The sequence below is a fragment of the Halomonas sp. MMSF_3323 genome, from assembly GCF_030733595.1.
Classification (GTDB): Bacteria; Pseudomonadota; Gammaproteobacteria; order Pseudomonadales; family Halomonadaceae; genus Halomonas; species Halomonas litopenaei.
In genome coordinates this window covers 1-26,158 of the sequence record NZ_JASHIT010000036.1, presented here as the reverse complement: position 1 = coordinate 26,158, position 26,158 = coordinate 1, and the positions used below count along the sequence as shown (strand labels likewise).

Annotated in this window: 25 protein-coding genes; 9 read left to right on the top strand and 16 right to left on the bottom strand. The window is 64.9% G+C overall.

All coding sequences use genetic code 11. From position 1 onward, the window contains the following. Positions 1-107: 107 nt before the first annotated feature. The 4 genes from RBB39_RS17170 to RBB39_RS17155 all read right to left on the bottom strand — a co-directional run bounded on the left by RBB39_RS17170 (position 108) and on the right by RBB39_RS17155 (position 3,879). Positions 108-776 carry a TetR/AcrR family transcriptional regulator gene (locus tag RBB39_RS17170; protein WP_045992610.1) on the bottom strand — a complete coding sequence of 223 codons (669 nt, stop codon included), beginning with the start codon at positions 774-776 and terminating at the stop codon, positions 108-110. Between the two features lie 169 nt (positions 777-945). Beyond that, positions 946-2,421 (bottom strand): sodium:solute symporter, encoded by a 1,476-nt coding sequence (locus RBB39_RS17165; RefSeq protein ID WP_045992611.1) that lies wholly within the window; start codon positions 2,419-2,421, stop codon positions 946-948. Then, positions 2,414-2,638, bottom strand: coding sequence for a DUF3311 domain-containing protein (locus RBB39_RS17160; RefSeq protein WP_045992612.1), 225 nt, complete (start codon positions 2,636-2,638; stop codon positions 2,414-2,416). The genes RBB39_RS17165 and RBB39_RS17160 overlap by 8 nt, the downstream gene beginning before the upstream one ends. A 44-nt stretch (positions 2,639-2,682) precedes the next feature. Continuing rightward, positions 2,683-3,879 (bottom strand): M20 aminoacylase family protein, encoded by a 1,197-nt coding sequence (locus tag RBB39_RS17155; protein WP_045992613.1) that lies wholly within the window; start codon positions 3,877-3,879, stop codon positions 2,683-2,685. Positions 3,880-4,052: 173 nt separating this feature from the next. Between RBB39_RS17155 and RBB39_RS17150 the strand changes: the two genes are divergently transcribed. Then, positions 4,053-4,943 carry a LysR family transcriptional regulator gene (locus RBB39_RS17150; RefSeq protein ID WP_045992614.1) on the top strand — a complete coding sequence of 297 codons (891 nt, stop codon included), beginning with the start codon at positions 4,053-4,055 and terminating at the stop codon, positions 4,941-4,943. Positions 4,944-5,046: 103 nt separating this feature from the next. Here the strand turns inward: RBB39_RS17150 and RBB39_RS17145 are convergent, their stop codons facing one another. The 3 genes from RBB39_RS17145 to RBB39_RS17135 all read right to left on the bottom strand — a co-directional run bounded on the left by RBB39_RS17145 (position 5,047) and on the right by RBB39_RS17135 (position 7,359). Then, positions 5,047-6,399 carry a Na+/H+ antiporter family protein gene (locus tag RBB39_RS17145; RefSeq protein WP_045992638.1) on the bottom strand — a complete coding sequence of 451 codons (1,353 nt, stop codon included), beginning with the start codon at positions 6,397-6,399 and terminating at the stop codon, positions 5,047-5,049. 481 nt (positions 6,400-6,880) lie between these two features. After that, positions 6,881-7,099: a hypothetical protein gene (locus RBB39_RS17140; protein ID WP_045992615.1), complete on the bottom strand. Its 219-nt coding sequence runs from the start codon at positions 7,097-7,099 to the stop codon at positions 6,881-6,883. Then, positions 7,096-7,359, bottom strand: coding sequence for a hypothetical protein (locus tag RBB39_RS17135; RefSeq protein WP_045992616.1), 264 nt, complete (start codon positions 7,357-7,359; stop codon positions 7,096-7,098). Before RBB39_RS17135 ends, RBB39_RS17140 begins: the two co-directional genes overlap by 4 nt. A 403-nt stretch (positions 7,360-7,762) precedes the next feature. On the opposite strand from RBB39_RS17135, the gene RBB39_RS17130 reads away from it, so the two are divergent. Then, entirely contained in the window at positions 7,763-8,281 is a 519-nt protein-coding gene (locus RBB39_RS17130; protein ID WP_083970387.1) for a fasciclin domain-containing protein, read from the top strand. 186 nt (positions 8,282-8,467) lie between these two features. Here the strand turns inward: RBB39_RS17130 and RBB39_RS17125 are convergent, their stop codons facing one another. Together RBB39_RS17125 and RBB39_RS17120 are read right to left on the bottom strand one after the other, a co-directional pair. Next, complete coding sequence (locus RBB39_RS17125; RefSeq protein WP_045992618.1) at positions 8,468-8,956, bottom strand: phosphatidylglycerophosphatase A; 489 nt, start codon at positions 8,954-8,956, stop codon at positions 8,468-8,470. A gap of 70 nt (positions 8,957-9,026) precedes the next feature. Further along, positions 9,027-9,965 carry a transglutaminase family protein gene (locus RBB39_RS17120; RefSeq protein ID WP_045992619.1) on the bottom strand — a complete coding sequence of 313 codons (939 nt, stop codon included), beginning with the start codon at positions 9,963-9,965 and terminating at the stop codon, positions 9,027-9,029. A gap of 584 nt (positions 9,966-10,549) precedes the next feature. Here RBB39_RS17120 and RBB39_RS17115 point away from each other — a divergent pair. After that, positions 10,550-12,007: a circularly permuted type 2 ATP-grasp protein gene (locus tag RBB39_RS17115; RefSeq protein WP_045992620.1), complete on the top strand. Its 1,458-nt coding sequence runs from the start codon at positions 10,550-10,552 to the stop codon at positions 12,005-12,007. Between the two features lie 4 nt (positions 12,008-12,011). After that, positions 12,012-12,998 carry an alpha-E domain-containing protein gene (locus RBB39_RS17110; RefSeq protein ID WP_231498416.1) on the top strand — a complete coding sequence of 329 codons (987 nt, stop codon included), beginning with the start codon at positions 12,012-12,014 and terminating at the stop codon, positions 12,996-12,998. A gap of 151 nt (positions 12,999-13,149) precedes the next feature. Here RBB39_RS17110 and RBB39_RS17105 read toward each other — a convergent pair whose 3' ends face one another. From RBB39_RS17105 to RBB39_RS17095, 3 genes are read right to left on the bottom strand one after another with little or no spacing between them, the layout of a single operon-like run. Further along, the gene (locus RBB39_RS17105) at positions 13,150-14,208 is read right to left on the bottom strand and encodes a putative zinc-binding metallopeptidase (protein ID WP_045992621.1); all 1,059 of its coding nucleotides are present in this window, start codon (positions 14,206-14,208) and stop codon (positions 13,150-13,152) included. A 51-nt stretch (positions 14,209-14,259) separates the two neighbouring features. Then, positions 14,260-15,300, bottom strand: a complete 1,041-nt coding sequence (locus RBB39_RS17100) for an alpha/beta hydrolase (protein WP_052704337.1) — start codon at positions 15,298-15,300, stop codon at positions 14,260-14,262. Continuing rightward, the gene (locus tag RBB39_RS17095; protein WP_045992622.1) at positions 15,297-15,818 is read right to left on the bottom strand and encodes a GNAT family N-acetyltransferase; all 522 of its coding nucleotides are present in this window, start codon (positions 15,816-15,818) and stop codon (positions 15,297-15,299) included. The genes RBB39_RS17100 and RBB39_RS17095 overlap by 4 nt, the downstream gene beginning before the upstream one ends. A 245-nt stretch (positions 15,819-16,063) precedes the next feature. Between RBB39_RS17095 and RBB39_RS17090 the strand changes: the two genes are divergently transcribed. From RBB39_RS17090 to RBB39_RS17070, 5 genes are all read left to right on the top strand, one after another. After that, positions 16,064-16,984 (top strand): glycosyltransferase family 2 protein, encoded by a 921-nt coding sequence (locus RBB39_RS17090; protein ID WP_071211112.1) that lies wholly within the window; start codon positions 16,064-16,066, stop codon positions 16,982-16,984. Next, the gene (locus RBB39_RS17085) at positions 16,981-17,313 is read left to right on the top strand and encodes a lipid-A-disaccharide synthase N-terminal domain-containing protein (protein ID WP_045992623.1); all 333 of its coding nucleotides are present in this window, start codon (positions 16,981-16,983) and stop codon (positions 17,311-17,313) included. The genes RBB39_RS17090 and RBB39_RS17085 overlap by 4 nt, the downstream gene beginning before the upstream one ends. A gap of 4 nt (positions 17,314-17,317) precedes the next feature. Next, positions 17,318-19,117 (top strand): glycosyltransferase family 39 protein, encoded by a 1,800-nt coding sequence (locus RBB39_RS17080; RefSeq protein WP_083970388.1) that lies wholly within the window; start codon positions 17,318-17,320, stop codon positions 19,115-19,117. 371 nt (positions 19,118-19,488) lie between these two features. Next, positions 19,489-20,490 carry an ectoine hydroxylase gene (thpD, locus tag RBB39_RS17075; protein ID WP_083970389.1) on the top strand — a complete coding sequence of 334 codons (1,002 nt, stop codon included), beginning with the start codon at positions 19,489-19,491 and terminating at the stop codon, positions 20,488-20,490. A gap of 148 nt (positions 20,491-20,638) precedes the next feature. Continuing rightward, positions 20,639-21,316: a fumarylacetoacetate hydrolase family protein gene (locus RBB39_RS17070; protein WP_045992624.1), complete on the top strand. Its 678-nt coding sequence runs from the start codon at positions 20,639-20,641 to the stop codon at positions 21,314-21,316. Positions 21,317-21,351: 35 nt separating this feature from the next. On the opposite strand, the gene RBB39_RS17065 is transcribed toward RBB39_RS17070, so the two are convergent. From RBB39_RS17065 to RBB39_RS17050, 4 genes are all read right to left on the bottom strand, one after another. Next, positions 21,352-22,458, bottom strand: a complete 1,107-nt coding sequence (locus tag RBB39_RS17065; protein WP_045992625.1) for an alcohol dehydrogenase family protein — start codon at positions 22,456-22,458, stop codon at positions 21,352-21,354. Positions 22,459-22,687: 229 nt separating this feature from the next. Next, positions 22,688-24,607, bottom strand: a complete 1,920-nt coding sequence (gene speA, locus RBB39_RS17060; RefSeq protein WP_045992626.1) for a biosynthetic arginine decarboxylase — start codon at positions 24,605-24,607, stop codon at positions 22,688-22,690. Next, on the bottom strand, positions 24,604-25,569 hold the full coding sequence (locus RBB39_RS17055; RefSeq protein WP_045992627.1) for a homoserine kinase: 966 nt from the start codon (positions 25,567-25,569) through the stop codon (positions 24,604-24,606). The genes speA and RBB39_RS17055 overlap by 4 nt, the downstream gene beginning before the upstream one ends. Before the next feature lie 166 nt (positions 25,570-25,735). Continuing rightward, positions 25,736-26,005: a DUF2782 domain-containing protein gene (locus RBB39_RS17050; RefSeq protein WP_045992628.1), complete on the bottom strand. Its 270-nt coding sequence runs from the start codon at positions 26,003-26,005 to the stop codon at positions 25,736-25,738. Between the last annotated feature and the right edge of the window lie 153 nt (positions 26,006-26,158).

Below are 26,158 nucleotides of genomic sequence, written 5' to 3'. Positions count from 1 at the left end.
GTCTATAAATTGGCGCAAGCAGTATCAGGGCGCCGTATACGACCCCGCAGGAGCGGGCTCTTGGTTCAGTGTCGGACTATTGTCAAGTCAGGTCGGCTCAGTTCAGTTCATGGCGACGGACGACCCTGGCGTTGGGTGTCCAGGCCCGAAAAGAAGCTGTCGGTGAACACATCGATCGGGCGCGGGCTGCGTTCCAGCCTGGCGCGCATGATGGCGCCCTCCCAGCCGATCCAGAAGGCCTCGGCCAGCCGGTCAGGGTCTCTGTCGGAGGCGATATCGCCGTGGTGGCGGGCTTCTTCCAGGCAAGCGGCGAGACGTCGTTGCCAGTCGGCGAGCGTGGCGATCAGCCGCTCGCGGTAGTCCGGTGGCAAGCCAGCCGCCTCCTGACCGAGATTGCCCACCAGACAGCCACGGCGATAGTCGTGGCGCGCCATGCCGGCCTTGGCATCGTCGACAAAGGCCTGCACGCGCTCGAGCGGTGGCCGGGAATCGTCTTGCAGATGGCGGTCGAGCTTGTCGGCAAAATAGCGGGCGTAGCGCTCGAGCACCGCCTGGCCGAAGGCTTCCTTGCTGGCAAAGTAGTGATAGAAGGAACCCTTGGGCACCCCGGCACGCTTGAGCATGCCGTCGAGTCCCGCGCTCAGAAAGCCGTGTTCGGTCAGGGTCTCGAGGCCGCTGGCGATCAGCGCCGCTCTGGCGTCGCCCTGGGTGGCGCCGACGCTGTAGTCGGTCTTCGGCGGTCGCCCCCGGCGCCTGGCTATCGTCGGATTGGTCATGCAATGATTTTAGACCAGGTGTCTATAAAATCAATGATGGGGCTGACCACGAGGGCAAACGAGAAGACACGCGAGGGTGGCCACGGGGGGCGACAGCATCACCTGACACGACACCAGCGGCCCGGTATCGGGCCGCTGGCGATTGGAGCAGGTCATCGACGAGGGTCTATCAGACCTGGGGTGACAGGCACTCGACCGGCGAGCGAGACTCGCGCGACTTGCGCATCAGGCTGATGACGACAAAGATCGCCGAGTTGACCACCAACCCGCAGAAGCCCGGGTGCCAGCCGAAAGGCGCATCGATGCCGAATTGCAGCAGCAGGGTGATGACGGCGCCGACACTCAGCCCGATAAAGGCCGCGGTCTGGGACGCGCGACGCCAGAACAGGGCACCCAGCAGCATCGGCAGCAGTTGCACAATAATGCCGTAGGCTCCGAGCAGCAGGCTGACCAGCGAGCCGGGGTTGGCCAGTGCCAGCAGGTACGCCATCAGCGATATCGCGATGACCCCGTAGCGCGTCAGTGACAGCGCCTTGTGCTCGGGCAGGGCGCGCATCCTGGGCGTGAACTGGACCACGTCACGTACCAGGATGGTGGCCGAGGTGTGGGCCAGGTTGGCGGCGGTCGACATGGCCGCCGCCAAGGCGCCGGACAGTGCCAGTCCGATCACCCAGGCGGGCAGGTCGGCGAGTTCCACCACGATGGTCAGCAGCACCCGGTCAGGCGAATCCAGTGGCGTGTCGGCGAGCAGCACGATGCCGGCGAAGCCGATGATCAGCAGCGGTACCAGCAGGTAGCTGTAGAGCGGGTAGAGCACAAAGACACGCTTGAGCGTCCTGACGTCCTTGGCGCTGTAGAACTTCATGAAGATGTGAGGCCACATCACGCAGCCCAGCGCGCTGACCAGTACCGCAGTGGAGAAGGCGCCCCAGCCCATCCCGGTGGCGCCGGGCATGGTCAGATATTCCGGCGCCTGGTCCTTGATCTGCTGGAACATTTCACCGACGCCGCCAAAGAACTGCTCGGCCGTGGTCAGCCCCAGCGCCCAGGCGATGACGACCATCATCAGGCCCTGCATCAGGTTGGTCCAGCCGATGCCCTGAAGGCCGCTGGCGTAGACGTAGGCGGCCACCACGCCGCAGGCCAGTAGACTGCCCAGCCAGAACGGAATGGTGCCGGAGGTCGCCGCTTCGAACAGCATGCCGGCACCAGCGATCTGGATGGTCAGGTAGGGAATCATCGCCAGCACGCTGACGACACCGATGACTAGGCCCAGCACATTCTTTGGAGTGGGGTAGCAGGCCGACAGAAACTCGGCCTGGGTCAGAAAGCCGTGGCGGCGACCCAGCCGCGAGATATGCGGCGCGATCAGCCACCACACGATTACCGCCAGCGTCAGGTAGGCGATGATATAGAACGCCGGGGCGCCCTTGCTGTAGGCCCAGCCAGGTGCACCGAGGAAGGCAAAGGCGGAGAAGATCTCGGCACCGAGGATGAAGAACAGCACCAGAAGGCCCATATGGCGACCGCCCGCCACGTAGCCTTCCAGCGAGGAGCCCTGGCCACGCCTTGCGCGCAGGCCCACCAGCAGCACGATGACCAGATAGCCCACCGTCATGGCGGTGATCAGCAGAGAATCACTCATGGTCTGCCTCCTCGCCGGTATCCTTGCGATAGGCGATCAACAGGCCCACGAACAGCGCGAAGACCCAGGCCACGTACCAGAACATGAAGAACGGCATGCCGAGCACCATCGGATCGATGCGATTGGCGATCAGCGCACCCGGCCACACCATGGCCAGGGTGCACAGCACGAAGTAGATCAGCAGGCCCTTGGAAGGCATGCCTTTTTGGTGGTTCATGGGAAGACCTCTTGTTGTTGAGTGTGGTCGTTGTCGGCATCGCCTCAGCGATGGTCGTTCAAGGCGCCAAGAGCGATGGCAACCAGCAGTCGGCTGCCCACGGGAATGATGGCGTCGTTGAAGTCGTAGCGAGCGTTATGAAGCGGCGGGGTGGTGTCCGATTCGGCGCTGCCGAGGAAGAAGTAGGCTCCCGGGCACTTTTCGAGCATAAAGGCGAAGTCTTCACCACCAAGGCTGGGATTCACGTCGCGCTCCAGTGCGGTCTCTCCCAGCAGTTCCTTCGCGGTGGCGATGACGTGGTCGGTCGCGGCCGGGTGATTGACCGTGGCCGGAAAGATGCGCTGGTGATCGACGTCTATCTCGCCGCCGTAGGTCGCCGCCACACCATCGCAGGTGCGCTGGATGGCCTCGGCGATGCGATCCTGGGTAGCGCTGTCGAGGGTTCGCACCGTGCCGCTCAGTCGGACCTCGTCGGGAATGATGGCGAAGCCGTCGAGTTCACCTCCCTTGATGCCGCACAAGCTCAGTGCCGCTGGAGACAGCGGGTCGGCATCGCGCGAGACCACGCTGTGCAGGGCCTGGATCAGAGCGCCGGCCATTCTGACCGGGTCGGTAGAAAGGTGTGGGTTCACCCCGCCGTGGCCGCCCTTGCCGCGGATGCAGATATCCAGGCGATCGGTGGCGGCCATGATCGGGCCCGGGCGAATCGCCACCTGCCCCAGGGGCAGAGCCGGCCAGTTGTGCAGGCCGTAGATCGCATCCATGGGGAAGCGCTCGAACAGCCCCTCCTCGACCATCGCTCGTCCACCGCCCAGGCCTTCTTCCGCCGGTTGGAACACCAGCTGGATGGTGCCGGAAAAATCGCGGTGGCGGGCGAGGTAGCGAGCGGCGCCGATCAGCATGGTGGTGTGGCCATCGTGGCCGCAGGCATGCATGACACCAGGCACTTCGGAGACATGGCCGTGGTCGCTTGCCTCCTGAATCGGCAGCGCGTCCATGTCGGCGCGCAGGCCAATACGGCGACCGTTGTCGGGGCCAAGCCCTCTGATGGTGGCCACGACACCGGTGCCGCCCAGGCCGTGGTCGAAGGGAATGTCGAGCCGCTCCAGCTCATCGCAGACACGCGCGGAGGTGGCGTGTTCCTTGAAGCCGAGCTCCGGATGCCGATGAAAGTGCTGGCGCAGTTCGGTCAAGCTGCTGTGCTGGTCGTCGAAGAAGGTGGGGTCGATAGGCTGGGTCATGAGATTCCGGACGCTTGTTGATTGTGTCCTTCATCATGGTTGGCGGTATGTCATAGATAAAATATTATTATTTTTATATTTCCATACTTTTATTGTATAGATTTGCCGTATGAGCCGTCGACTGGGGTGAATCCTGGCACTGGCGTGGTGGCCCCGCTAAACAAGGATCGAACATGGACTTCAAGCAGCTGCGCTACTTTCTGACGGTGGTCGAGGAGGGCGCGATTTCCAGCGCGGCAAGAAAGATCCCGTTGGCCCAGCCGGCCTTGACCCGTCAGCTCAGGCTGCTGGAGGAGTCGGTGGGAGCCACCCTGCTGGAGCGATCACGTCAGGGCGTAAGCTTGACCGCTGCGGGGGTTGCCTTTCACGGCGAAGCGCGACGACTGTTGCGAGAGTTCGAGACCGCCAAGCTCGATGCTCGTCGGATTGCCGATGGACAGCTCGGACAGCTGCGTCTGGGCGTCACCGTCATGCACCTGTGGGTGCCTCAGATCGTCAAGCTGCTCAACGGGTATCGCCAGCGTTACCCGGACGTCAGCCTCAAGGTACAGTCGCTGCTGTCCGCGCCCCAGGTGGAGGCGCTGCGCCATCATCAGCTGGACGCGGGGATGCTGTTCTTTCCCCCTGACGATGATGATCAGCTCGACAGCCACTGCCTCTATGAAGACCGTCTTGTGCTGGTAGCCAGCGAAGGATCACGCCTGGCGCAGCATCCCCCCTCTCGACTGGCGGACCTGGCCGGTGAAGACTTCATCTGGTTCGAGCGCAGCGCGACACCGGTCTATCACGACAAGCTGATCCATGCCTTTCAGCGACGTGGCTTCACCCCCCACGTGGTGCAGGAAGGCACCGACAACGCCACCATGCTGTGCCTGGTGGCGGCGGGCATGGGCTGCACGATATTGCCGGAAATGACCATGGCCGGGGCCCCGGAAGGAGTGGTCAGCTTTCCTCTGGAGGATCTGGATATAGTGCTGCCACTGATGCTGGTCTGGCGCAGGGATGCCAGCCTGCCGGCGGTCCGACGCTTGATCGAGGTGGCAGAGTCGCAATCGCTGGCCTGAACGGCCGCGCCCTGTTATCTGCGCTTGGCCTGGTGCCGTGCAAAAGGCCACCCGAGGGGTGGCCTTTGCCATTGCTGCGAGGCTTGGTGTCAGGTGCTGCGCATTACAGCACCATGGCGGCGATCCAGGCGAACACGAGCATGCCGATGTTGCAGTGCAGGAAGGTGGGGATGACGCTGTCGCGAATGTGGTCGTGCTGGCCATCGGCGTTAAGCCCGGCGGTGGCGCCCAGGGTGATGGTCGAGGCCGGGGAGCCAGCGTCGCCCAGGGCCGCCGAGGCGCCCAGCAAGGCCATCGCCGCCAGCGGGTCGAAGCCCAGGGTCAGCGCCAGTGGCAGGTAGATGGGTGCCAGGATCGGCACACTGGCGAAGGAGTCACCGAAGCCGATGGTGATGAACAGTCCCACCACCAGCATCACCGCTGCGCCCAGCGCCATGTTGCCGCCGATCAGTTCGGCCGACGCCGCCACCAGAGGCTCGATTTCGCCGGTGGCGGTCAGCACGCCGGCAAAGCCGGAGGCGACGGTGATGATGACCGCGATCTGCGCCATCATCCGCAGCCCGTCGGTGAAGACGTCATCCTGCTCCTGCCAGCGGAAGATACCGGAGACCCCCAGGATCAGAAAACCGACCATGGCTCCGAGCAACAGCGAGTCGAACTTGAGCTGAAAGACCAGGGCCACCGCCAGAGCACCCAAGGTGATGACCAGCTGCAGCGGCTTCAGGCGAGCCGGCGAGGCGGGCCTGGTGGCGACGGTGGTGGTGGTGGTGGTGGTGCTTGGTGTGACGTAGTCGCGCGGGCGGCGATAGCTGATAAAAACGGCCACCAGCAGCCCCGCGACCAGGCCCAGCACCGGTAGTGCCATGGCCTTGGGGGCCATGTCGGCGGTGGCGGTCAGCCCGTAGTCCGCGCCGACGCTGTTGACGTTGGCCAGCAGGATCTCGTTGAGAAAGATGGCACCGAAGCCGGTGGGCAGCAGCAGGTAGCTGGCGCTGATCGAGCAGGCCAGGATACAGGCCACGGCGCGGCGGTCGACTCGCAGGCGATCGAGCACCACAAGCAGCGGTGGCAGCAGGATCGGAATGAAGGCGATGTGCACCGGCACCAGATTCTGCGACATCAGTGAGGCGACGATGAACAGGCCGAACAGCGACCACTTGACGCCCTTGCGGGTACTTTGCTCGTCGCTGCCGAGGCGCGCCGAGATAGCATCGGCCAGCAGTTCGAGCAGGCCCGAGCGTGACAGCGCCACGGCGAAGGCGCCGATCATCACGTAGGTCAGGCCGACCTGGGCGCCGACCAGCAGGTTGTCATTGAAGGCGCCGATGGCGTCGTTCATCGACAGTCCGGCGTGCAGCGCGCCTAGCATGGCGGCGCTGATCAGGGCGATGGCCACGGGGATACGCAGCAGGCACAGCACGATCATGCTGAGGATCGTCAACACCGCCGCGTTGATGTGGTAGCCGACGGCCAGGGTCGAGGCGTAGATCAGGGCGCACAGAGCAATGGTCGGCAGTGCGCGGGTGCGGGCAAAACGGTTTGCCTTGGGAGAAGGGTCGGTAAGGGCGGTCTCTTGCATGGGGTCTCCGGCTCGTCATGAGCCACGTGTCCAGGGGGCGTGAGAGTGCCGGCGAGCGTGGCGTTACCGCGGAGGGCTGGTCCTCTTCTAGGGGAGGTTGAAGCCTGACGGCCGTTCGCTAGCGGGCGAATGATACCCCAAACCTGGGCCGTGGCCCGCACTGGCCCCGATAGTTGCCTCGATAGCGGTCTCGATGGTCGCCGCCATGGTGGCAAGGGGGGAAAGGAGGAAAGGAAGAAAGCAAAGAAGCGGCTGCGCTGCCTTCCATCAAAAACGCCGCCCCGAAAGGGGCGGCGTGAATCGCCAGGACGCGTCGGCGAAAAGCGGGGCGCAGAAACGCTGTCTCTCAAGCCATCGCTCAGGCGGGTACCGCCTGGGCGGCGCCAGAGGAAGCCGGTACTGCAGGCATGGACGGTGGCAGGGTCGCCATCAGCGCGCGCTCCAGGTCCATGGCCTTGCACTTGTAGGCGGTGCAGTTGGCGCAGTGAACGCTGTCGCCGTCGTCTTGACCAACAGGCAGCGTGAAGCGGGAGTGGCCACAGATGGTGCAGCTCAGGTCCAGGGTGACGGTGATCATGCGACTCGCTCTCCCTTGGTGTGCTGCTGCTCGATCAAGGCATCGTGCTCACGTCGCATGGCCATCATCAGGCTGCGAGACTTGTTGAGAAAGCGCAGGCGGTCGGGCGTCTGCTGTTCTTCCCAGGCGCCCAGGGTGGCATGAAACTCACCGCACTCGGTGCAGTTCAGCTCTTCCCAGTCATTGGGCTGAGCCGTTACAGGTCCCGGTGTGCTGGCCAGGTCGTGGCCACAGCGGGTACAGGAAATCGGGTAGTACACGGGTCGCCCTCCTTGGCGCATGACGTGCCGTCGTTCGTTCCGTTGTGGAAGCGAGGCTGCGCATGGCCCTCCTGGCCGAGCCTCAACGGTACGAAAGGTTCTCATCGCCAGGCTTGATATGCAAGTATTGTATAGGTTTTCTGTCGCCGGAAGCGTATCGGCATTTCGCCGTCATTACCGTCTTTCCGAGCAGCGCCCATATCATGACGTCAAAAGATGACGCTTTGATGATCAGAGTGGCGAAAGCTGTCGTAAAACTTTTTCTTGTACATTACTTGTTCTTGATCTAGTTTTTGTACATGAATTGCGTCGTCCTGGTTGAACAGCCCCGACAGAGAGGTTCCCGGGAGGCGTGCAGTGGCGACGCGACATCTCGGAGCAATCACCGCAAGGAGGCGAGAGCATGAAAAAAGCAATGTCTGCCGCAACGTCGTTCCTGCCGAGCTGCGTGCTCGGCGTAGCGCTGCTCGCTGGCGGGGTGGCCGAAGCGGATCAGCAGCAACAGCAGGATCCCTCACGCAATCTGCTCGAAGTCGCCCAGGCCGACGGACGTTTCTCGACATTGCTTGATGCTGTCGAGAAGGCTGGCCTCGACGAGCCGCTACAGGGAGATCAAACCTATACGCTCTTTGCTCCAACGAACGAAGCCTTCGGTACCCTGCAGCCAGGACAGCTCGATGAGTGGATGAGCGACGACAAGGCCTCCCACCGACGTCTGGTCGAGGTCGTTTCCTACCACATGGTGGAAGGAGAAGTGTCACTGGAGGAGTCATACGAGGTGACCACCCTGCAGGGAACCGACATGGCCATCGACGCCCAGGAAGGCTCGGCAAGCGTAGGCAATGCCGCCGTGGTGGAGTCCGACATCAAGGCCAGCAATGGGGTGATCCACGTGGTGGACAGCGTGCTGATTCCTGAATAACCGAGGCTGAGTGAGTGACGCCAGTGCAACATCTGCTGCACTGGACGTCAGAGGCCGGGCACGAGGTCCCCCGGTCACTGTTTCGATAGATCCCTGTCCCGTTTGGCCGCCCGTCGAGGGCGGTTTTTTTGTGTCAGGGCTGTGGATATAGGAAGCGCCGCCCGGCATTGGCAGGCCGCTATTGGCTTATGAGGACTGCTCGGGGTCTCGTTGCCAGTAGCGGCGGGTCAGGCGCACCAGCAGTATCAGGGTGAGGGCGGCGTACAGAGCAGCCATCGCGTCGTCGGCGACGATGCCGAGTCCCCCGCCAATACCTTCGATCTCGCGTACCGGGGACAGCTTGGAGATATCGAACAGGCGAAACAGTAGATAGCCCAGCGGCAGGATGATGCGCCGTCGGTAGCGCGAGAAGGCCAGCACCGCGATGGGCAGGGCCACCCATTCGTCGAGCACGATCTGGGGCAGGTCGCCGCCGCCCAGCCACAGCGAAGCGAAGTGGCAGACGGGAACGGCCAGCACGAGGAGCGTCAGGGTAACGGCCAGGCGCGTGCCGAGCGGCAGCCGGAACAGCCACCAGGCGACCGGCAGTCCGATCAGGGAGCCGACCGTCCCCGGCGCCCAGGGGGAATAGCCCAGGCCGAAGCCGGTGGCAATCCAGATCAACAGGTCCTGCATGGAATCTCTCCTGGAACACGGTGGGCAGGGCAAGGCCGGGCAGAGCCTGCGCAATATAAAGGACAGCGAATCAGCCGGATATCGGCGCTGCCGGGTGATCGCCAGGGCTGGCGGAGGTCGGGCAGGTGGCCGCGACTTCCCCGGCGGGAACAACGTCCACTTCCACCTCGAGGCGCTGGCGCCCACCACCGGTCACCACGCCCTTGAGCGGCGCCACGTCCTCGTAGTCGCGGCCCCAGCCAAGCAACAGGTGTCGTTCGCCGGCGCGCACACCGTTGGTGGGGTCGAAGTCGAGCCAGCCCCAGCCGGGTATTAGCACGGAGAACCAGGCGTGGGAGGCGTCGGCGCCCATCAGTCGAGGCTGTCCTGGAGGCGGTCGAGTCTCGAGATAGCCGCTGACGTAGCGCGCGGCCAGACCCACCGAGCGCAGGGTGGCGATGGCCAGGTGAGCGAAGTCCTGACACACCCCACGGCGATGCTGGAGCACCTGGGACGGTGTCGTCTCCATGTCGCTGAACTCGCTGTCGTAGCGGAATTCCTCATGGATGCGACGGTTCAAGCGCTCCACGCAGTCCACCAGATCGCCACCAGCGGGAAAACAGTCTTCGGCCCAGGCGGCGAGCAGCGGGCGGCGCTCGATATAGGCGGAGTTTTCAAGAAACGGCTGTGCTTCGCGGAAACCTGGCTGGTGGCGGTCTGCCAACAGCTCTCGACACCGCTCCCAGCTAATGATGGCCTGCGGCGGTGTGGCGCGAGGCGAGGTCATGACCTGCGCCTCCAGCGTGACCTCGAGCTGGGTATGGGGGGTGTCGACCGCGAACAGCGCGATATGGTTGCCGAAGGCGTCCTGTCGGCTCTGGCGTAGCGACTCGCCCGGCGAGATCGACAATTGCGCCCAGGCAACCTGCTGGTAGGCCATCTCACGGGGTATCAGGCAGGCCTCGTTCTCGCTGAGTGTCACGATCTCGCTGTAGTGGTAGCGCGTGGTGTGGCGAAGTCGATAGATCATCTGCCGGATCCCGCCGTGCCACCCCTGACAAGGCTGGCCAGACGGCACCGCCTGGCGCCGCTGTCTTGAGCAGGGCAGGACAGCGGTGCGCACGAGCCAGGGAGTGCGGAACGAGAAGAGGCAGGCATGGGAAGCGAGGAGGCTCCTGGGTGTCGGCGAATGTTGCAGAAGGTGACGATATCCCCCCCGAACCGTGGCGACAAGATGTACCCGACTCCTGCCTTTCTCTCAAGCCCGAAAGGTGGGCGTCGTCAGCAGCAGGTGCCATCGACCGGCTTCTGCAAGGGCTGCCGAGGGCTACCGCCCGCGCTTGCCGGGGGGCGCCATGATTGCACCAGATCGGTGCTCGCTGCCCCTTCTTGCTGGTTCGTGGGGCACTTTCGGCAGGAGCAAGTGGTCGCTTTTTGTCCAAATTGCTCAATTGCGCCAGCCCATTCGGCGAGAAGGCTCGGCGCTGCGGCCTATTCTCGGCGGTCTGGTACAGGGCTTGCTATACAGCAAGGAGGGACCCGGTACGGTCGAAGGCGGGGGTGCCATCGTCGTGGTCGGGTCGCCGGATGCCGAAAACAATCGAGGGTGTGCCGATGAGCCATGTGGATTGGCAGCAGTACGACTGCGCAGGGTTCTATGACGAACTGGTGGCGACGCCCGGGATGCCGCGGGAGGCGGCCAAGATGCTGTGTGACGTGCTCGCGGGCTTTGCCCCTGACGAGTTGGAAGAGCGCAAGAACGCAGCAGAGATCGCCATTCGCACCATGGGGATCACCTTCACGGTGTATTCCGAGGGCAGCATGATCGACCGCGCCTGGCCTTTCGACATCGTGCCTCGCATCATCCCCGCCGACGAGTGGCGACGCACCGAGGCAGGCCTCAAGCAGCGGGTCGAGGCGCTCAACCTGTTCATCGACGACCTGTACCACGACCAGAAGGTCGTCAAGGATGGCGTGCTGCCGGCGGCGGTGCTCGAGCAATCCGTCAACTTTCGCCCCCAGTGTGTAGGGATCGATCCGCCCCACGGGGTCTGGGCGCATATCTGCGGCTCCGATCTGGTGCGTGGTGGCGACGGCACCGTCTACGTACTGGAGGACAACCTGCGGATACCGTCCGGGGTGTCCTACATGCTCGAGAATCGCAACGTGACCAAGCGCGTGCTGCCGGAGCTGTTTGCCTCGGGCAAGATTCATCCGGTGGACGACTATGTGCCCCAGCTTTACGACATGCTGGCGGGCATGTCGCCACGCCATTGGGACGATCCCCAGGTGGTGGTGCTGACCCCGGGTATCTACAACTCGGCCTACTACGAGCACGCCTACCTGGCCCAGCAAATGGGTGTGCAACTGGTCCAGGGCCCGGATCTGCTGGTCGATGACGACGACGTGGTCTACATGCGCACCGTCCAGGGGCTGACCCGTGTGGACGTGATCTACCGCCGCGTCGACGACGCCTTCCTCGACCCGGAGGCGTTTCGCAAGGACTCGGTGCTGGGCGTGCCCGGATTGATGCGGGCCTGGCGCAGCGGCAAGGTGGCGCTGGCCAACGCCCCGGGGGCCGGTGTCGCCGATGACAAGGTGGTCTACGCCTTCGTGCCGAAACTGATCAAGTACTACCTGGATCAGGAGGCACTGCTGCCCAATGTGCCGAGCTACCTGTGCATGCTCGAGGAAGACCGCCGCTATGTGCTGGAGCACCTGCATGAACTGGTGGTAAAGCCCGCCAACGAGTCCGGCGGCTACGGCATGCTGATGGGCCCCCAGGCCTCCCAGGCCGAGCGTGATGCCTTCGCCAGGCTGATCCAGGAGAACCCACGCAACTACATGGCCCAGCCCATGTTGAACCTGTCCACCACCCCCACGCTGTTCGATGGCCGGCCCGAGCCGCGCCACGTCGATTTGCGTCCCTTCATCCTGTCGGGCCAGGACGGCGCCTACGTCACCACCGGTGGCTTGACCCGTGTGGCCCTGGTCAAGGGCTCGCTGGTGGTCAACTCGTCCCAAGGGGGCGGCAGCAAGGACACCTGGATCGTCGAGACGGGGGAGGACTGAGACCATGCTGATGCTTTCCAGAGTCGCCGAAAACCTGTACTGGATGGCCCGCTACATCGAGCGTGCCGAAGATACCGCCCGGCTGATCAACGTCTCCAGTCACCTGATGCTGGACATGCCCTACCGCCAACCGCTGGGATGGGCGGCGATGGTCGATATCACCGGGGGCGCCGAGGTGTTCGAGACCCTCTACGACGAGCCCAACGATCGCAACGTGGTGCAGTTCCTGTGTGCCGACCGACGCTACTCCGGCTCGATCCTGTCCGCCCTTGCCCAGGCCCGCGAGAATCTGCGCACCACGCGGGACGTGGTACCGCGGGAGGTCTGGGAAGAAATCAACCAGCTCTACATGACCGCCAGTGCCCACGCCGATGCGGGCCTCGGCCCGGGACGCCGAGAGCGCTTTCTGAAGCTGGTGATTCGTGGCTGTCAGACGTTGATCGGGTTGATCGAGGGCACCCTCAGCTACGGTGGGTCACGGACCTTCATGATGCTCGGGCGCCAGCTCGAACGGGCCGACATGATCACCCGCATCATCGATGTGCGCTCGGCCAACCTGCTGCAGCGTGACAGCGACGAGATTCGTCCGTTCGAGCACCTGCAGTGGATGAGCGTGCTCAAGTCATTGACGGCCTACCAGATGTATCGACAGCACGTGCGCTGTCGGGTCAGGGCCACCGACGTGCTGCGTTTCCTGGTGCAGGACTCCCTGTTCCCGCGTTCGGTGTCGCGCAGTCTCAAGGACAGCATTCGCGCGCTGCGCTCGCTGCCTCGCCACGAACGCGCCCTGGCAACGGCAACGCTGGTGCTGGCCGATGTGGCCGAGGCCGACGTCCGTGCCCTGGTGCGCTCCCCCGAGGCCCTGCACGACTTTATCGACGTGCTGCAGCAGGGCTTTGCCGAGCTGCATACGGCGATCGCCCGCACCTACTTCCCGACCCTCGATGACCTGGGCGATGGCGAGCTACTGGCGGCCAGCGACCAGGCGTGAAGCCAGGCGGGCCAGGTATCCCATGGCCCGCCTGCCCTGAGCCACTGCTGAACCTAGCCAAGCCGGATCTCGCCAAGCCGGATATTGCCAAGCATTGCGGCCCCTCTGGAAAGAGGGCCGCATGGTGGTGCTAGGTGGGAAGACGGGCGGCTTACTGCTGTCGTCGCGCCGCCAGCACCATATCGTGGATATAGCAAAGCTTGCAGGCGATGGTCGGGGTGATCACCTCCGGCACCAGGTCGAGCAGCCCCATCTCGCGGTTCATCTCGTTGAAGCCGAGACTCAGGCGGCGAAAGGTGGTCAACATCGCTTCGAGGTCCTCGTCGAAGCCGGTGGGGGTGATGCCGAAGTGTCCGGCGGTATCGAGGATGGCGACCATGTCCAGGTAGAAGCCGAAGGTTTCGGCGAAGTCCTCCCAGGGGTGCATGGTGGCGTAGGCCGACACGAAGCGGCCGCGCCAGTCATTCGGTGGTCCCTGCTGATAGTGGCGATCGAGGGCTTCGCTGTAGCTGGGGTTGTTGTGGTCACCGAATACCTCGATGCAGGCTGGCTCGTCCCGGTTCTTGATCAACAACTCCCAGTAATAGTGTCCGATCTCGTGGCGGAAGTGGCCGATCAGGGTGCGGTGGGCCTCGTTGAAGTCGTTACGCAGGCGCTCGCGCTCGACGTCGTCGGCTTCCTTGACGTTGATGGTGATCAGTCCGCCGGCGTGACCGGTGAACACCGGCATGCCCTCGTCGCTGGAGTGCCAGTCGCCTTCTGCCGCCACTTCGTCGGCGAGGAAGGCGAAGGCCAGCGGCGGGTTGGCGCGGCGGCCATCTACCTCGTGGGGTAGCCCCAGCAGGTCGAGGGTGTAGAAAAGCCGGCGCTTGGCACTCTCGAGCTTGGCCCAGCGTTCACGATGGCCGGGCACCGACAGGTCTGGGATGGCCTGGTTGTGGCGACAGCAGTCACACAGCGTCATGCCACGGTTGGCCTCCTCGATGGTGATCATGCGGTTGCAGACCCCTTCCACGGAATAGTTGTGGCACTTGACCAGCAGCGTAGCGCAGGTGTCGTCGACGCAGCGGTAGCGACCATCGGGCTGGAGATCGACCGTCACCAGGGCATGGCAACCCGGGCACCAGCCAAGTTCGGAGTGGCATACCAGGCAGAGGGTATTGTCGAAGAACAGGCGGTTGTCACAGCGTTGGCAGGGGTAGTGGCGCATTCGCATGCCCTCGGGCGTGGCCAGTCAGGTGTCGTCGCCAGTATAGCCAGGCTACCGGGCGGGCGGCGGGTCGGTCTCGTCTGGAGTGTGCTGAGGCGACTCGGTGGCGTGGGCCGTGGGCGCTGGCGCCGGCGACTGCGCCAGCGCCTGGGCGAGAAATGCCCGCTGGTCGTCGGCGAAGGCCGCCCGCCAGTCACCCTCGTAGATCTCGAAGTGGCCGGTGTCGTAGGTCTTGAGTGTGGCCCGTGATCCCAGTGCTTCCGCCAGCCGGTAGCCGGGGGCGATCGGCGCGACGCTGTCACGCAGGCAAAGTTGCAGCAGCACCGGACAGTGAACCTGGCGGGCCCGGGTGACCGGACGGTAGAGCCCGAGCGCCAGCAGGGCTCGTGGCGCAATACGATTGTCGAAGTCGTCATCGACAAACGACAGGATTCCCGTCAGGGCGTCCGGGGCGGACAGCGCGGCCAGGGTCCCCGGCTCGCCGGCCAGTGGCAGGTACCGGGGCCCTCGGCCGAGGCAGCCCCTGGCAAGGTCGGCGAGTCCCACCCCGGTCATGCGCAGGAAGGTGCCAAGTCCTGCGTCCTTGAGCTTGAGCAGCGATGAGGCCCGACCGTCGAGCATCGGATTCATGGCGATGACTGCAGCGACATCGTCGCGACGAGCCGCCAGAGTGATGACATGGGCCGACGAGAATGACGTACCCCAAAGCACCAGCGGGAGGGCCGGTGCCCGGCTCCGGGCATAGTCGATGGCGGCCACGTAGTCCTGTTGCTGGCGCTTGATACCGAGCAGCTGGCGAGGCTCGCCGTCGGAGCGGCCGAAGTGACGATAGTCGAAGACCAGCACACTGTGGCCGGCGCGATGCAGGGCCTGGGCGTAGCCGGCAAGGCCGCCTGCCACCGTTCCGCCAAGACCGTGGGCCATGACCACCACCGCACCATCGTCGGCACCTTCGAACCACCAGCCGCGACAGCGAGTATCGTCGCTGTCGAAGGTTACCGCTTCGGCGCAGGACAGCTCGCTGGTGTCGGCACTGTCGAGGGGCAACGGTGTGGCGCTGTTGTCGGGGCTGGCGTCATCACTTTCGCTCATCGGCTGGCCTCCTTCAGGTCGCCATCCTGGCCGTCATCCCGGTCGTCATCGAAGACGGCCAAGGTCATGTAGACGCTGTTGGGATCCTCGACATAGCCGGCGAAGGGCGCACAGGGGGTAAAGCCGTGACGCGTGTAGAACTGGCGAGCCGGAGCGAAGCCCGGCTGTGAGCCGGTCTCCAGGCTCAGCCGGCGATAGCCACGCAGTCTGGCCGCCTCGATCACCTTGTCGAGCATCAAGGAGGCCAGACCCCGGCGAAGGTGGCTTGGTGCCGTGCGCATGGACTTGATCTCGCCGTGGTCGTGGCTGACTTCCTTCAGGGCGACGCAGCCGACCAGATCGTCATCATCCCACAGCCCCCACAGGGTCACCTCCGGCGCCTTCAGTTCATCCAGGGTCAGGGCATGGCGGCTTTCCGGCGGCGAGGTGGGCGCCAGTTTCTTCAGCCCGCGGCGGTGGGCGCGGATCATCGCCGCCATGGCGGGGGCGGCAGGGTCCTCTTGCTGGAAACGCAACATGGCTACCTCGATGCAGTGGTGCCTTCAGGGTACCTCAGGTGGCACGGTTTTCGGACATCGAGTATGCGGTGGCACGTCGTCTCGCACAGGAGATCGATGAAGGTGTCTCGCCTGGAGGCTCCTGCGACGCTGTGAGCGTGGTGACGTCTCGGTGACGTCGTGACCAAGGGCGGCATTTATGAATTAAGGGTGGCTTAAGTATCGCCGGGCAAGGTGACGGTATTCCCCAGTCCGAGGCGAATCCCATGCACGCTATAACCCTGTCGGTAGTTATCCCCGCCCATAACGAAGCCGCCAACCTGCCCACGCTGCTCGATGAAGTCGAACGGGCGCTGTCGCACCAGGCCTACGAGGTCATCGTGGTAGACGATGGCTCTGACGATGATACCTGGCCGCTGCTGGTGACGCGGGCGCACCGTCAGGACTCGCTGAGGCCACTTCGCCATTGCGATAGCGCGGGTCAGAGCACCGCCCTATGGCAGGCAGCGAGGCATGCCCGAGGCGAGTGGCTGGCGACCCTGGACGGCGATGGCCAGAATGACCCCGCCGATATTCCTGCGTTGCTGGAAGCCGCAAAGGCGGCGCGGGTGGACCTGGTGGGCGGCCATCGCGTCACGCGCCAGGACTCCGCGCTCAAGCGGCTGTCTTCTAGGGTGGCCAATGCGGTTCGAGCACGACTGCTCGGCGATGGCTCGCCGGATAGCGGCTGTGGTCTCAAGGTGATCCGCCGGCAGGCGTTTCTTTCGCTACCGTACTTCGATCATATGCATCGCTTTCTGCCCGCCCTGGTCACTGCCCAGGGCGGGCGTTGTCTGTCCCGCCCCGTCAATCACCGCCCCCGGGGGGCGGGGCGTTCCCACTATGGTCTCGGCAACCGCCTGTGGGTCGGCATCATCGATCTGGTCGGAGTGTGCTGGCTGCAACATCGCTGCCGGCTACCGGTGGACTGTCGTGGTGTCGATGATGCGCTCGACCCGCCTCGGGTCGGGACGACGCTGTGGCATGGGGAGCTGGCCTTTGCGACGGACACCACCGTCAGCAAAACTGGTCGGCAGCAGCCGATGCCTGACGGTCTCGATGTTGTCCTGCCCCGTGTCGTCTTTGGCAGTACGGCCTCAAGCAGCAGCGTTACCCTGAACCAGGCCGCCGCAGGGCCGTCGCAATGACGCTGTCCTGGTGGTTGGCGGTGGGTTTTCTCGGCCAGGCGCTGTTCTCGGCGCGCTTTGTCGTGCAGTGGATCGCCAGTGAGAGGGCGAAACGCAGCGTGGTGCCGGTGGCCTTCTGGTTTCTCAGCCTGGCCGGGGGGGTGACCCTGCTGGTCTACGCCATACATCGCCGAGACCCGGTGTTTATTCTTGGGCAGGGGGCCGGGCTCTTTATCTATCTGCGCAATGTGATGTTGCTGCGCAACAATACCATCGGCAGATCCTCGCAGCGGCCGGGCGAACCGGCGCCGTCTTCCATCGAATCGACGTCGTTGCGTGCCGGAGGATAGCGTCATGCCCCCCTTGAGAATGCCTCTTCGCCTGTCCTGGGCCGGTTGGCTGGCCTTCTGCGCCTTCGCCGTCCTGCTGCTGGCACTCGGTCTCGGCTGGCGCGATCCTTGGCCCGCCGATGAGCCCCGTTTCGCCTTGAATGCCATCGAGATGCTGGTGACCGGAGATTTCTGGATCCCCCATCGCGGCGGTGAACTCTACGCTGACAAGCCGCCGATCTTCATGTGGGCAAGCGCCCTGGGCATCTGGCTGACCGGCTCGATGCGAATCGGCTTTCTGCTGCCGTCGCTGCTGGCCGGGCTCGGCTCCCTGGCGCTGATCGTGGATCTGAGTCGGCGTTTATACGGCCCGCGCATTGGTCTGCTGGCGGGCATTGCCACCCTGGCGACCCTGCAGTTTGTGTTGCAGGCCAAGACCGCCCAGATCGACATGCTGTTGACCTTCTTTACCACCCTGGGCGCCTACGGACTGTTACGCCATGCCCTGCTGGGGCCCTCTCGCTGGTGGTGGCGGGCGGGCTTTGCGGCCATGGGGGCCGGCATCCTGACCAAGGGGGTGGGCTTTCTGCCGCTGGCGCTGCTGCCCGCCTGGTGGTGGTTGGGGCGCGGCGGTGTCAGCGGTAACAGGGGGGCTGGCCGGCTGACGTCGCTCCGCCTTCGCGACCTTCTCGAGGGACTGGGGTGCCTGCTCGCGGTGGTGCTGGCCTGGGGGTTGCCGATGATCCTGATCACCAGCCTGAGCGACGACCCAAGCCTGGTGGCCTATCGTGACAATATTCTGTTCAAGCAGACCGGTGAGCGCTACGCCGACGCCTGGGCTCACCTGCGCCCCTGGTACTACTACATCGCCCAGGTGCTGCCCTGGGCCTGGATGCCGCTGGTGCTGACCTTCCCCTGGGCCTTTCCCAACTGGTGGCGACGCATTCGCCGCGGTGATGCGCGTACGCTGCTGCCTGTAAGCGCCGTGGTGTTGATCGTGGTCTTCTTCTCGCTGTCACCGGGTAAACGCGGCGTCTATATGCTGCCGACCCTGCCGCTGATGGTGCTGGCGCTGGCGCCGCTGCTGCCGGCGCTTGCCAGGCGGATCGGCCTCAATCGCGCGGGCTTTGGAGCCGTCATCCTGCTTGGCGGGCTGCTGGGGTTGGCGGGCCTTCTAGGGCTCTGCGATGTCGCGCCGTTGGAGCGTCTGGCCCATCGCTGCGGGATCACTCCCTGGTGGGAGTGGCTGGCGCTGGGGGGCCTGGCTCTGTGCCTGGCGCTTGTGTTTAGGCCGCGCCGGGGCCTGGTCGCCGTGACCCTGTTCCTGTGGTGCCTGTGGGGGTGGTGGAGTACCCAAGGCTACGTCTGGATGGACCCGGAGCGCTCGCCTCGGGACATGATGGCCAGGGTGGCGGAGCTGGCGGGGCCGGCCGGTGAGATCGCGCTGTTGAACTTCGATGAGGAGATCCTGCTGCATGCGCGCACGCCAAGCGTTCACTTCGGCGACATGACGCCCATCGAGCAAGAGCTTCCTGCCGCCATGGCCTGGCTCGCCGAGGCGCCGTCGCGGCGCTGGATGCTGGTGGTGGACAAGGATCTGGAAGACATCGACTGCGGCGAGCTTGGCCAAGGGTTCGACCTCGGCCATCAGAATCGCCACGACTGGCTGCTGCTGCCGGGTAGCGCCTTCGCTGGCTGCCCCCAGGATCGCGGCGCTGCACCGCTCTACCTGGCACCAACATCGCTGCCAGGCTCCGGCGCCTGGCGCTACTTCACCGAGACACAGCCTGTCCCCGGCGAGGTAGCAGGAGTGACGCATCGCTGAAAGTTAGACGCAAGTTGTGCAAGGGTTGAATTCAAGAGGCGGCTTTTGTAGCTTGGGCTCGGGGAGATAGCCTTCTCCTTCAGGGCGGCGCTATACCTCAAATTCAGCCTTGAATGCAGCCTTGAATGCAGCCTTGAGTTCAGCCTTAGATGCACCTTGGGATGCAGCCTTAGATGCACCCTGTGATGTGGCCTTGAATGCTGCCCTTGATGCAGTCGGTGATATGGCCTTTGACGGTCGGTGACGCCTGTGTGGCGCAGCATTTCTGGGCCGTCGCTGGTGTACAGGTAAGTCGCTGGTGTACAGGTAAGTAGCGCCGCGGGTACGAGTTCGAATCTGAAAGCTGATCAATACCAAGGGAGGGTGATCGGATGGAAGTGCAGACATCGTCCAATCCGCAAACCAAGCATCGCAGCAACCTGGACCCACAAGACCAGCAGCGTTTCGACTGGCAACGTTTCGCCGGGCTCGACAGCGGCCAAGCTCGCGCCACCCGCTACCCGACGCGATTGCCCGAACCGATGGACAGCCTGTGGGTCGACCGCCAGGGCCCGGTGGTCAAGGGCAGCGCCGACCAGGGGCCGCTGAGCCAGCAGCAACTCGACGAGTTCGAGCAGAAGGGCTTTCTGTTTGAGCCCGGCTTCCTCGGTGGCGAAGAGCTCGCACGCCTTCGCGAAGAGCTCAAGGCATTGCTCGACAACGACGCCTATCGGGGCAAGGACTACAGCATCGTCGAGCCGAGCGGCAAGGAGATCCGCTCGCTGTTCGCCGTGCACTATCTGTCCCGGGTGTTCGCCCACCTGGCCAATGATGAACGTCTGGTCGGCCGCGCTCGCCAGATTCTCGGCGGCGAGAGCTACGTCCACCAGTCGCGCATCAACTACAAGCCAGGCTTCGAGGGCAAGGGCTTCAACTGGCACTCGGACTTCGAGACCTGGCACGCCGAGGACGGCATGCCCGACATGCACGCGGTGAGTGCCTCCATCGTGCTGACCGACAACCACGAGTTCAACGGTCCGCTGATGCTGATTCCCGGCTCCCATCGTGTGTTCGTGCCGTGCATCGGCGAGACGCCGGACAACAACCACGAGAAGTCGCTGCAGAAGCAGGAGATCGGGGTGCCGAGTCAGGAGGCCCTGCGCCAGCTGATCGATCGCAACGGTATCGAGGCGCCCAAGGGCAGCGCTGGTGGGCTGTTGCTGTTCGACTGCAACACCCTGCATGGCTCCAACGCCAACATGTCGCCGGATCCGCGCAGCAATGCCTTCTTTGTCTACAACCGCGTCGACAACCGCTGCGTCGAGCCGTTTGCGGCCAACCGCCGTCGCCCGGATTTCCTGGCCCACGAGCCTGGCAGCGATTTCAATCCCTGAAGCGACGGTCGCCACCGCTCGCGATGAGCGTGATGGCTGGGATAGACTCGAAAGGCGCGCCTTGGGCGCGCCTTTTTTGCATGCCACGCGACCCCGTTCGCTGGGCCGTGTCGTTTCCTATCCTTCTTCATGCCTTCAGGAGCCTGCCATGTCTCTCGTCCCGAGCTTTGTTGACGGTGACGCCTTCTCCCAGCCACTTGGCAAGGTGGTCTGTGTTGGACGCAACTACGCCGAGCACGCCAAGGAGCTCGACAACCCGGTACCCGACGCACCCTTGCTGTTCATCAAGCCGGCGACCAGTGTGGTGCCCTTGGAAGAGCCGATCGGCGGTCCCTTCGAGCGCTCCGACGTACACTTCGAGACCGAGCTTGCGCTGTTGATCGGCGAGACCCTGCGTGAGGCCACGCCCGAGCAGGCCGAGGCGGCAGTGGTCGGGGTCGGGCTTGCGCTGGACCTGACGTTGCGTGATGTCCAGTCGGCGCTGAAGAAGAAGGGGCATCCGTGGGAGATCGCCAAGGCCTTCGATGGCGCCTGCCCGCTGTCGCGTTTCGTGCCCATCGAGGCGCCGCTCGACTGGTCGGCCATCGAGTTCAGCCTCGACATGAACGGTGAACGTCGCCAGCACGGCGTGGCCCGAGACATGCTGTTCGCGATCCCGGCGCTGCTGTCCGAGATGAGCCAGCACTTCACCCTGGCCCCGGGTGACGTGGTGCTGACCGGCACCCCGGCCGGTGTCGGCAAGCTGGAGAAGGGCGCGAGCCTGGCTTTCGAACTGACACTGCCCAGCGGCCAGCGCCACGCCCTCGAGACCCGCGTGCTCGGTTAACGCTTGGCTAACCCGCAGTCCCGACGCCTTCGGCGTCAGTCCAGCGGCGGCGGCAGCAGCACGAAGTTGCCCACGTGCTGCTTCTCGAGAAAGGCCTGCTGGGCCTCGACGATCTGCGCAAGCGGGAAGGTCCTGGCCAGCAGGGGACGAATCTCGCCGCGCTCGATGTAGCCGATCAGGTCCGGAAAGATCGGCTCGTCCCAGGCGGTGGAGCCGATCAGGCGCACGTCCTTGAGGTACAGCTTGCGCATGTCGAGCTCCACCACCGGCCCTGCGATGGCACCGGAGGAGACGTAGCGGCCGCCGCGGTCGAGCACCTCCAGCACCCCGCCAAAGCCCTTGCCCGCAACGTTATCTACCGCGACGTCGATGCTCGACTCGCCGAGGCTTGCCAGCAGATCATCGTCGCGGTCGAGCAGGTGGTCGGCGCCAAGGGCGCGGATCGCCTCGTGCTTGGCGCTGCCCGCCACCGCCGTGACGTGGGCACCCCGGCGCTTGGCTAACTGCACCACAGCCGAGCCGACACCTCCCGAGGCACCGGTGACCAGCACCCGGTCGCCGGCGCCGACACCAGCGCGGTGCAGCATGTTCTCTGCGGTGCCGTAGGCGCAGGGGATGGTGGCGAGTTCCTCGTCGCTCCAGTTGCAGTCCACCGGGAATATCTCGCTTGCGGGCACCTTGACGAACTGGGCGAAGGCTCCGTCGAAGTCCGAGGCCATCCACACCGAGTCCCAGTGATCGAAGCCCTTGGTGCGCATGCAGGCGCGTACCAGTACCCGCTTACCCAGCAGGTCCGCCGTGGCCGAGGCGTTGGCACCTTCCTCTCCCGGCGCACCCAGGGCCACTACCTCGCCACAGCAGTCGGTGCCCTGAATCAATGGAAAGGGAGTGGCACCGTTCCAGCCGCCATCCTCGGAGTCGGCGGCGTTCTCGGCGCTGTCATCGAAGGCGTCCGCCGATGCCCGGGTGTCGCTCTTGACGCTGGCGGAGTACCAGCCGAGCCGGGTATTGATCTCGGTGTTGTTGACGCCGGCGGCGAGCACCCGCAGCAGCACCTCTCCGGGGCCCGGCGTCGGGGTCGGGACTTGTTGATAGCTGAGCTTGTCGTAGCCACCGTTGCCGGTGGTGACCACCGCCATCATGGTGGGGGGAATTCTGGGCTGTGAGTCTCGGGGCTGTGAGTCTTGGGGGTAGGGGGCCGGGGATGCGATGGCGCTGTCCTCCTGTGGTCAAGATGTGTCTTGCTTGATGCATATCTCGCCACGAGCGTGGGCCAGGCGCAAGAGCTGAAGTCCCCAATAGCAGGTGCCCGGCGATACCTGTAGGCATCGCCGGGCGAAGGCTCACACGGAGTGGGGCGTGCGGGTCGGCTCACTCCAGGTAGGTGTAGCCGTCGAGCCCTTCTGACAGATCATCGAGGAAGTGACGCTGTTCGCGTGGGTCGAGGTTGCTGCGGGTGAGCTGGACCCGGAGCCGTTCGCGCAGCACGTCGGCGTTGAAGTTGACGTAGCCGAGTACGTCGGAGACCCGGTCGCCCCACTGCAGGTTGGTCAGGCGCCAGCCACCGTCGCGATCCAGCGAGGCGTCGACAGCGTCGGTGTCGCCGAACAGGTTGTGCAGATCACCGAGGATCTCCTGGTAGGCGCCGACCATGAAGAAGCCGAGCAGGCGCTCGTCGTCTTCGCGCCACTCCGGCAGCGGCAGGGTGGTTTCGACCCCCTGGCCGTCGACGTAGCTGTCGATGCGCCCATCGCTGTCGCAGGTGATGTCCTGAATCACTCCACGGCGGCTTGGGCGACGGTCGAGCCCGGACAGCGGCAGCACCGGGAAGATCTGCTTGATGCCCCAGACGTCGGGCATCGACTGAAACAGCGAGAAGTTGACGAACAGCTTGTCGGCGAGTTTCTCGGCCAGCTCGTCGAGGATCTCGCGGTGGGCGCGATTGCGTGGGTCGAGCTGTGACCTCAGGGCGGCGCAGGCGGCGAAGTAGACGCTCTCGCCCTCGGCGCGGGCGGCCAGATCGGCGGCCCCCAGCACGAAGCGGTCGTGCAGGTCGCCCATGTCCTGGATCAGGTCGTGCCAGGCCTCCACCAGCCCACGCGGTTCCGGCTCGCGCTTGAGGAAGTCCAGGGTGCGCCACAGCGCCTCGACCTCGGGGTCGTCGCTCTTGCGTTCGGTCGGCGGCGCGGTGTCCACGCTTTCCTCGCCGATCACGTTGGTGATCAGCACCGCGTGGTGGGCGGTCAGGGCGCGGCCGGATTCACTGATCAGATGCGGCTGGGGCAGACCTTCGGCGGCACACACCTGATTGAAGGCGTAGACCACGTTACGGGCGTACTCGAGCATCGAGTAGTTGATCGAGCAGAAGTTGCGCGAGTGGGTGCCCTCGTAGTCGACCCCAAGTCCACCGCCCACGTCCACGGTGTCCACCGGCGCGCCCAGTTGGCGCAGGTACTGGTAGAAGCGCGCGCACTCGCGCAGGCCACGCTGGATATCACCGATGTTGGCAATCTGGGAGCCCAGGTGGAAGTGCACCAGCTGCAGGCTGTCGAGTCGCCCGGCTTCGGTCAGGCGCTCGACCACGGTCAGGATCTGGCCGGCGGTCAGGCCGAACTTGGACTTCTCTCCGCCGGTGTCCTGCCACTTGCCGCGGCCCACCGAGGACAGTCGGGCACGCAGGCCGATGCGCGGGGTCACCCCCAGGCGTTCGGCCTCCTCGAGGATCATCGGCAGCTCGGAGAGCTTCTCCACCACCAGATAGACCCGATGGCCGAGCTTCTCGCCCATCAGCGCCAGGCGAATGTACTCGCGATCCTTGTAGCCGTTGCACACGATCAGCGAGGGGCCATCGCCGGACAGGGCCAGCACCGCCAGCAGTTCCGGCTTGCTGCCGGCCTCCAGGCCAACCCGGTCGCGCCCGCGCTCGTTGGTGGCGAGGATCTCTTCCACCACTCGGCGCTGCTGGTTGACCTTGATCGGGTACACCGCGGTGTAGCCGCTCTCGAAGTTTTCCTCGGCCATGGCCTGGTCGAAGGCCGCGCACAGCTGCTCGACCCGGTCGTGCAGGATATCGGTGAAGCGGATCAGTACCGGCAGGCGCAGGCCGGCCTGGCGGATCTGGTCGACCAGGCCACGCAGCGACAGGCTGGGGCCGGGTTCGACCTCGCCTAGCGGGCGGACCAGTGCCTGTCCGTCCTCGTCCACGTCAAAGTAGCCGCTACCCCACTGGTCGATGTTCCAGGTGCGGCGGGCGCGTTGCACGGCGGAGTCGGCGTCGGGCTTGTGGCTCACGGGCGGGCCTCGATGTCTGGCAAGGGCAGGGCTCCATGTTCCAGGCGCGCAAGCAGGATGCGCCGGAACTGTTCGGGATCGTGGGGGGTCAGGTCGTGGGCCGGTGGGTCCACGTAGACTACCAGCAGGCGAGACAGCCAGTAGCGCAGGGCGGTCAGGCGCAGCATCAGCGGCCACAGTTCGCGCTCGGTGGCGGTCAGCGGGCGTTCGGCCAGGTAGGCCTCGAGCAGAGCGTCGTGGCGCTCGGCTACCAGGCGACCGTCGGCGTCGGTGGCCCAGTCATTGATGACGATGGCCAGGTCGAACAGCAGGTCGCCGGTGCAGCCGTTGTAGAAGTCGATGATGCCACCCAGGCGCTCGCCGTCGAACAGCGTGTTGTCGCGAAACAGGTCGCCGTGCAGGGCGCCCTGGGGCAGCGGCTCGGCGCTTTCCAGCGCGGCCTGATAGGCGTCGACCTCGTCCTGCATCAGCGCCTGGTCCTCGGGCGAGAGGTAGACCAGCACCTTGTGGTGCATGGCCGACAGCCAGTGAATATCGCGAGGATTGGGACGGTGTCCACCGAAGTGGCGGGAGACACGATGCATCTCGCCGAGCGCCTGCCCCAGCGCTCGGCACTGGGTCACGTCGGGCGCGCTGGGATGGGCGCCCGGCAGGCGCGGAAACAGCAGCGCCGGCCGACCCGCCAGCTCGTGCAGGGCGATACCGTCACGGTCGTGAATCGGCCCGGCCACCGGGATTCGGTGCTCGTCGAGGAAGTCGAGCAGCTCGACGAAGAACGGCAGCTCTTCGTGCTCTCCCTGCTCGAACAGCGTCAGCACCAGTTCGCGACGGTCGGTGGTGACAAAGAAGGTGCTGTTCTCGGTGCCCGCGGGCACGCCCTGCAGCTTCGTCAGTTCGCCGACGTCAAAACGGCTTAGAAAGCCTGCGACCTGTGCGTCGTCAAGCGGAGTGAATACGGCCATGAATCGTCTCGCCCGGGGTTGCCAAGGCGCCTATTGTAGCGACTTGGCACCGAGTTGCACGTGATCTACGGGAGTGGTCTCAGCGGGCTTTCGCGCCGCTTGCCAGACGGGCATCAACAGCTAGGGGACGCAGCGGCGGGCGCGCCGCCCAGGCAACGGCCTTGGGTCAGCGAACCCAGCCGGGGATCTCGACGTTGTCGCCGCCCTGGCGCTCGAAGTTGCCGTCGCCGTTGCGGTCGACCAGGAAGTAGGCGCTGCCATCCTTGGGCTCGACCTTGATGGCGTACAGCTTGCCGTTGACGCGGTACTCGCGCAGCGTCTGGTTGGCTTCCTGGCGGACGCTGATGTCGGGTTGCGCCTGGGCGAGCACCGGCGCGGCGGCGGCCAGCAGGGCCAGCGACAGCAGGAGGGCGCTCGCAATGCGGGTGATCGTCATGGTGGGTCTCCAGGATGGGAGAATGAGCGGTTGGCAAAGCAAAGGGAACACTGTTCGATCAGACCATGATACGTCGGCACAGGTTCCCCTCGCAAAGTAAAGGAACAAGGCCGATGCCCCAGGTCGACGCCTGATGGCCGGCACAGGGGGCGG

Coding starts and splice junctions, on each gene's coding strand:
- RBB39_RS17120 (WP_045992619.1), bottom strand. CDS start 9,965: ATGATCTATCGACTTCGCCACACCACGCGCTACCACTACAGCGAGATC.
- RBB39_RS17110 (WP_231498416.1), top strand. CDS start 12,012: ATGCTGATGCTTTCCAGAGTCGCCGAAAACCTGTACTGGATGGCCCGC.
- RBB39_RS17080 (WP_083970388.1), top strand. CDS start 17,318: ATGCCCCCCTTGAGAATGCCTCTTCGCCTGTCCTGGGCCGGTTGGCTG.
- RBB39_RS17170 (WP_045992610.1), bottom strand. CDS start 776: ATGACCAATCCGACGATAGCCAGGCGCCGGGGGCGACCGCCGAAGACC.
- RBB39_RS17090 (WP_071211112.1), top strand. CDS start 16,064: ATGCACGCTATAACCCTGTCGGTAGTTATCCCCGCCCATAACGAAGCC.
- RBB39_RS17070 (WP_045992624.1), top strand. CDS start 20,639: ATGTCTCTCGTCCCGAGCTTTGTTGACGGTGACGCCTTCTCCCAGCCA.
- RBB39_RS17115 (WP_045992620.1), top strand. CDS start 10,550: ATGAGCCATGTGGATTGGCAGCAGTACGACTGCGCAGGGTTCTATGAC.
- RBB39_RS17130 (WP_083970387.1), top strand. CDS start 7,763: ATGAAAAAAGCAATGTCTGCCGCAACGTCGTTCCTGCCGAGCTGCGTG.
- RBB39_RS17050 (WP_045992628.1), bottom strand. CDS start 26,005: ATGACGATCACCCGCATTGCGAGCGCCCTCCTGCTGTCGCTGGCCCTG.
- RBB39_RS17125 (WP_045992618.1), bottom strand. CDS start 8,956: ATGCAGGACCTGTTGATCTGGATTGCCACCGGCTTCGGCCTGGGCTAT.
- RBB39_RS17100 (WP_052704337.1), bottom strand. CDS start 15,300: ATGAGCGAAAGTGATGACGCCAGCCCCGACAACAGCGCCACACCGTTG.
- RBB39_RS17165 (WP_045992611.1), bottom strand. CDS start 2,421: ATGAGTGATTCTCTGCTGATCACCGCCATGACGGTGGGCTATCTGGTC.
- RBB39_RS17150 (WP_045992614.1), top strand. CDS start 4,053: ATGGACTTCAAGCAGCTGCGCTACTTTCTGACGGTGGTCGAGGAGGGC.
- RBB39_RS17055 (WP_045992627.1), bottom strand. CDS start 25,569: ATGGCCGTATTCACTCCGCTTGACGACGCACAGGTCGCAGGCTTTCTA.
- RBB39_RS17160 (WP_045992612.1), bottom strand. CDS start 2,638: ATGAACCACCAAAAAGGCATGCCTTCCAAGGGCCTGCTGATCTACTTC.
- RBB39_RS17095 (WP_045992622.1), bottom strand. CDS start 15,818: ATGTTGCGTTTCCAGCAAGAGGACCCTGCCGCCCCCGCCATGGCGGCG.
- thpD (WP_083970389.1), top strand. CDS start 19,489: ATGGAAGTGCAGACATCGTCCAATCCGCAAACCAAGCATCGCAGCAAC.
- RBB39_RS17085 (WP_045992623.1), top strand. CDS start 16,981: ATGACGCTGTCCTGGTGGTTGGCGGTGGGTTTTCTCGGCCAGGCGCTG.
- RBB39_RS17140 (WP_045992615.1), bottom strand. CDS start 7,099: ATGATCACCGTCACCCTGGACCTGAGCTGCACCATCTGTGGCCACTCC.
- RBB39_RS17065 (WP_045992625.1), bottom strand. CDS start 22,458: ATGATGGCGGTGGTCACCACCGGCAACGGTGGCTACGACAAGCTCAGC.
- RBB39_RS17105 (WP_045992621.1), bottom strand. CDS start 14,208: ATGCGCCACTACCCCTGCCAACGCTGTGACAACCGCCTGTTCTTCGAC.
- RBB39_RS17155 (WP_045992613.1), bottom strand. CDS start 3,879: ATGACCCAGCCTATCGACCCCACCTTCTTCGACGACCAGCACAGCAGC.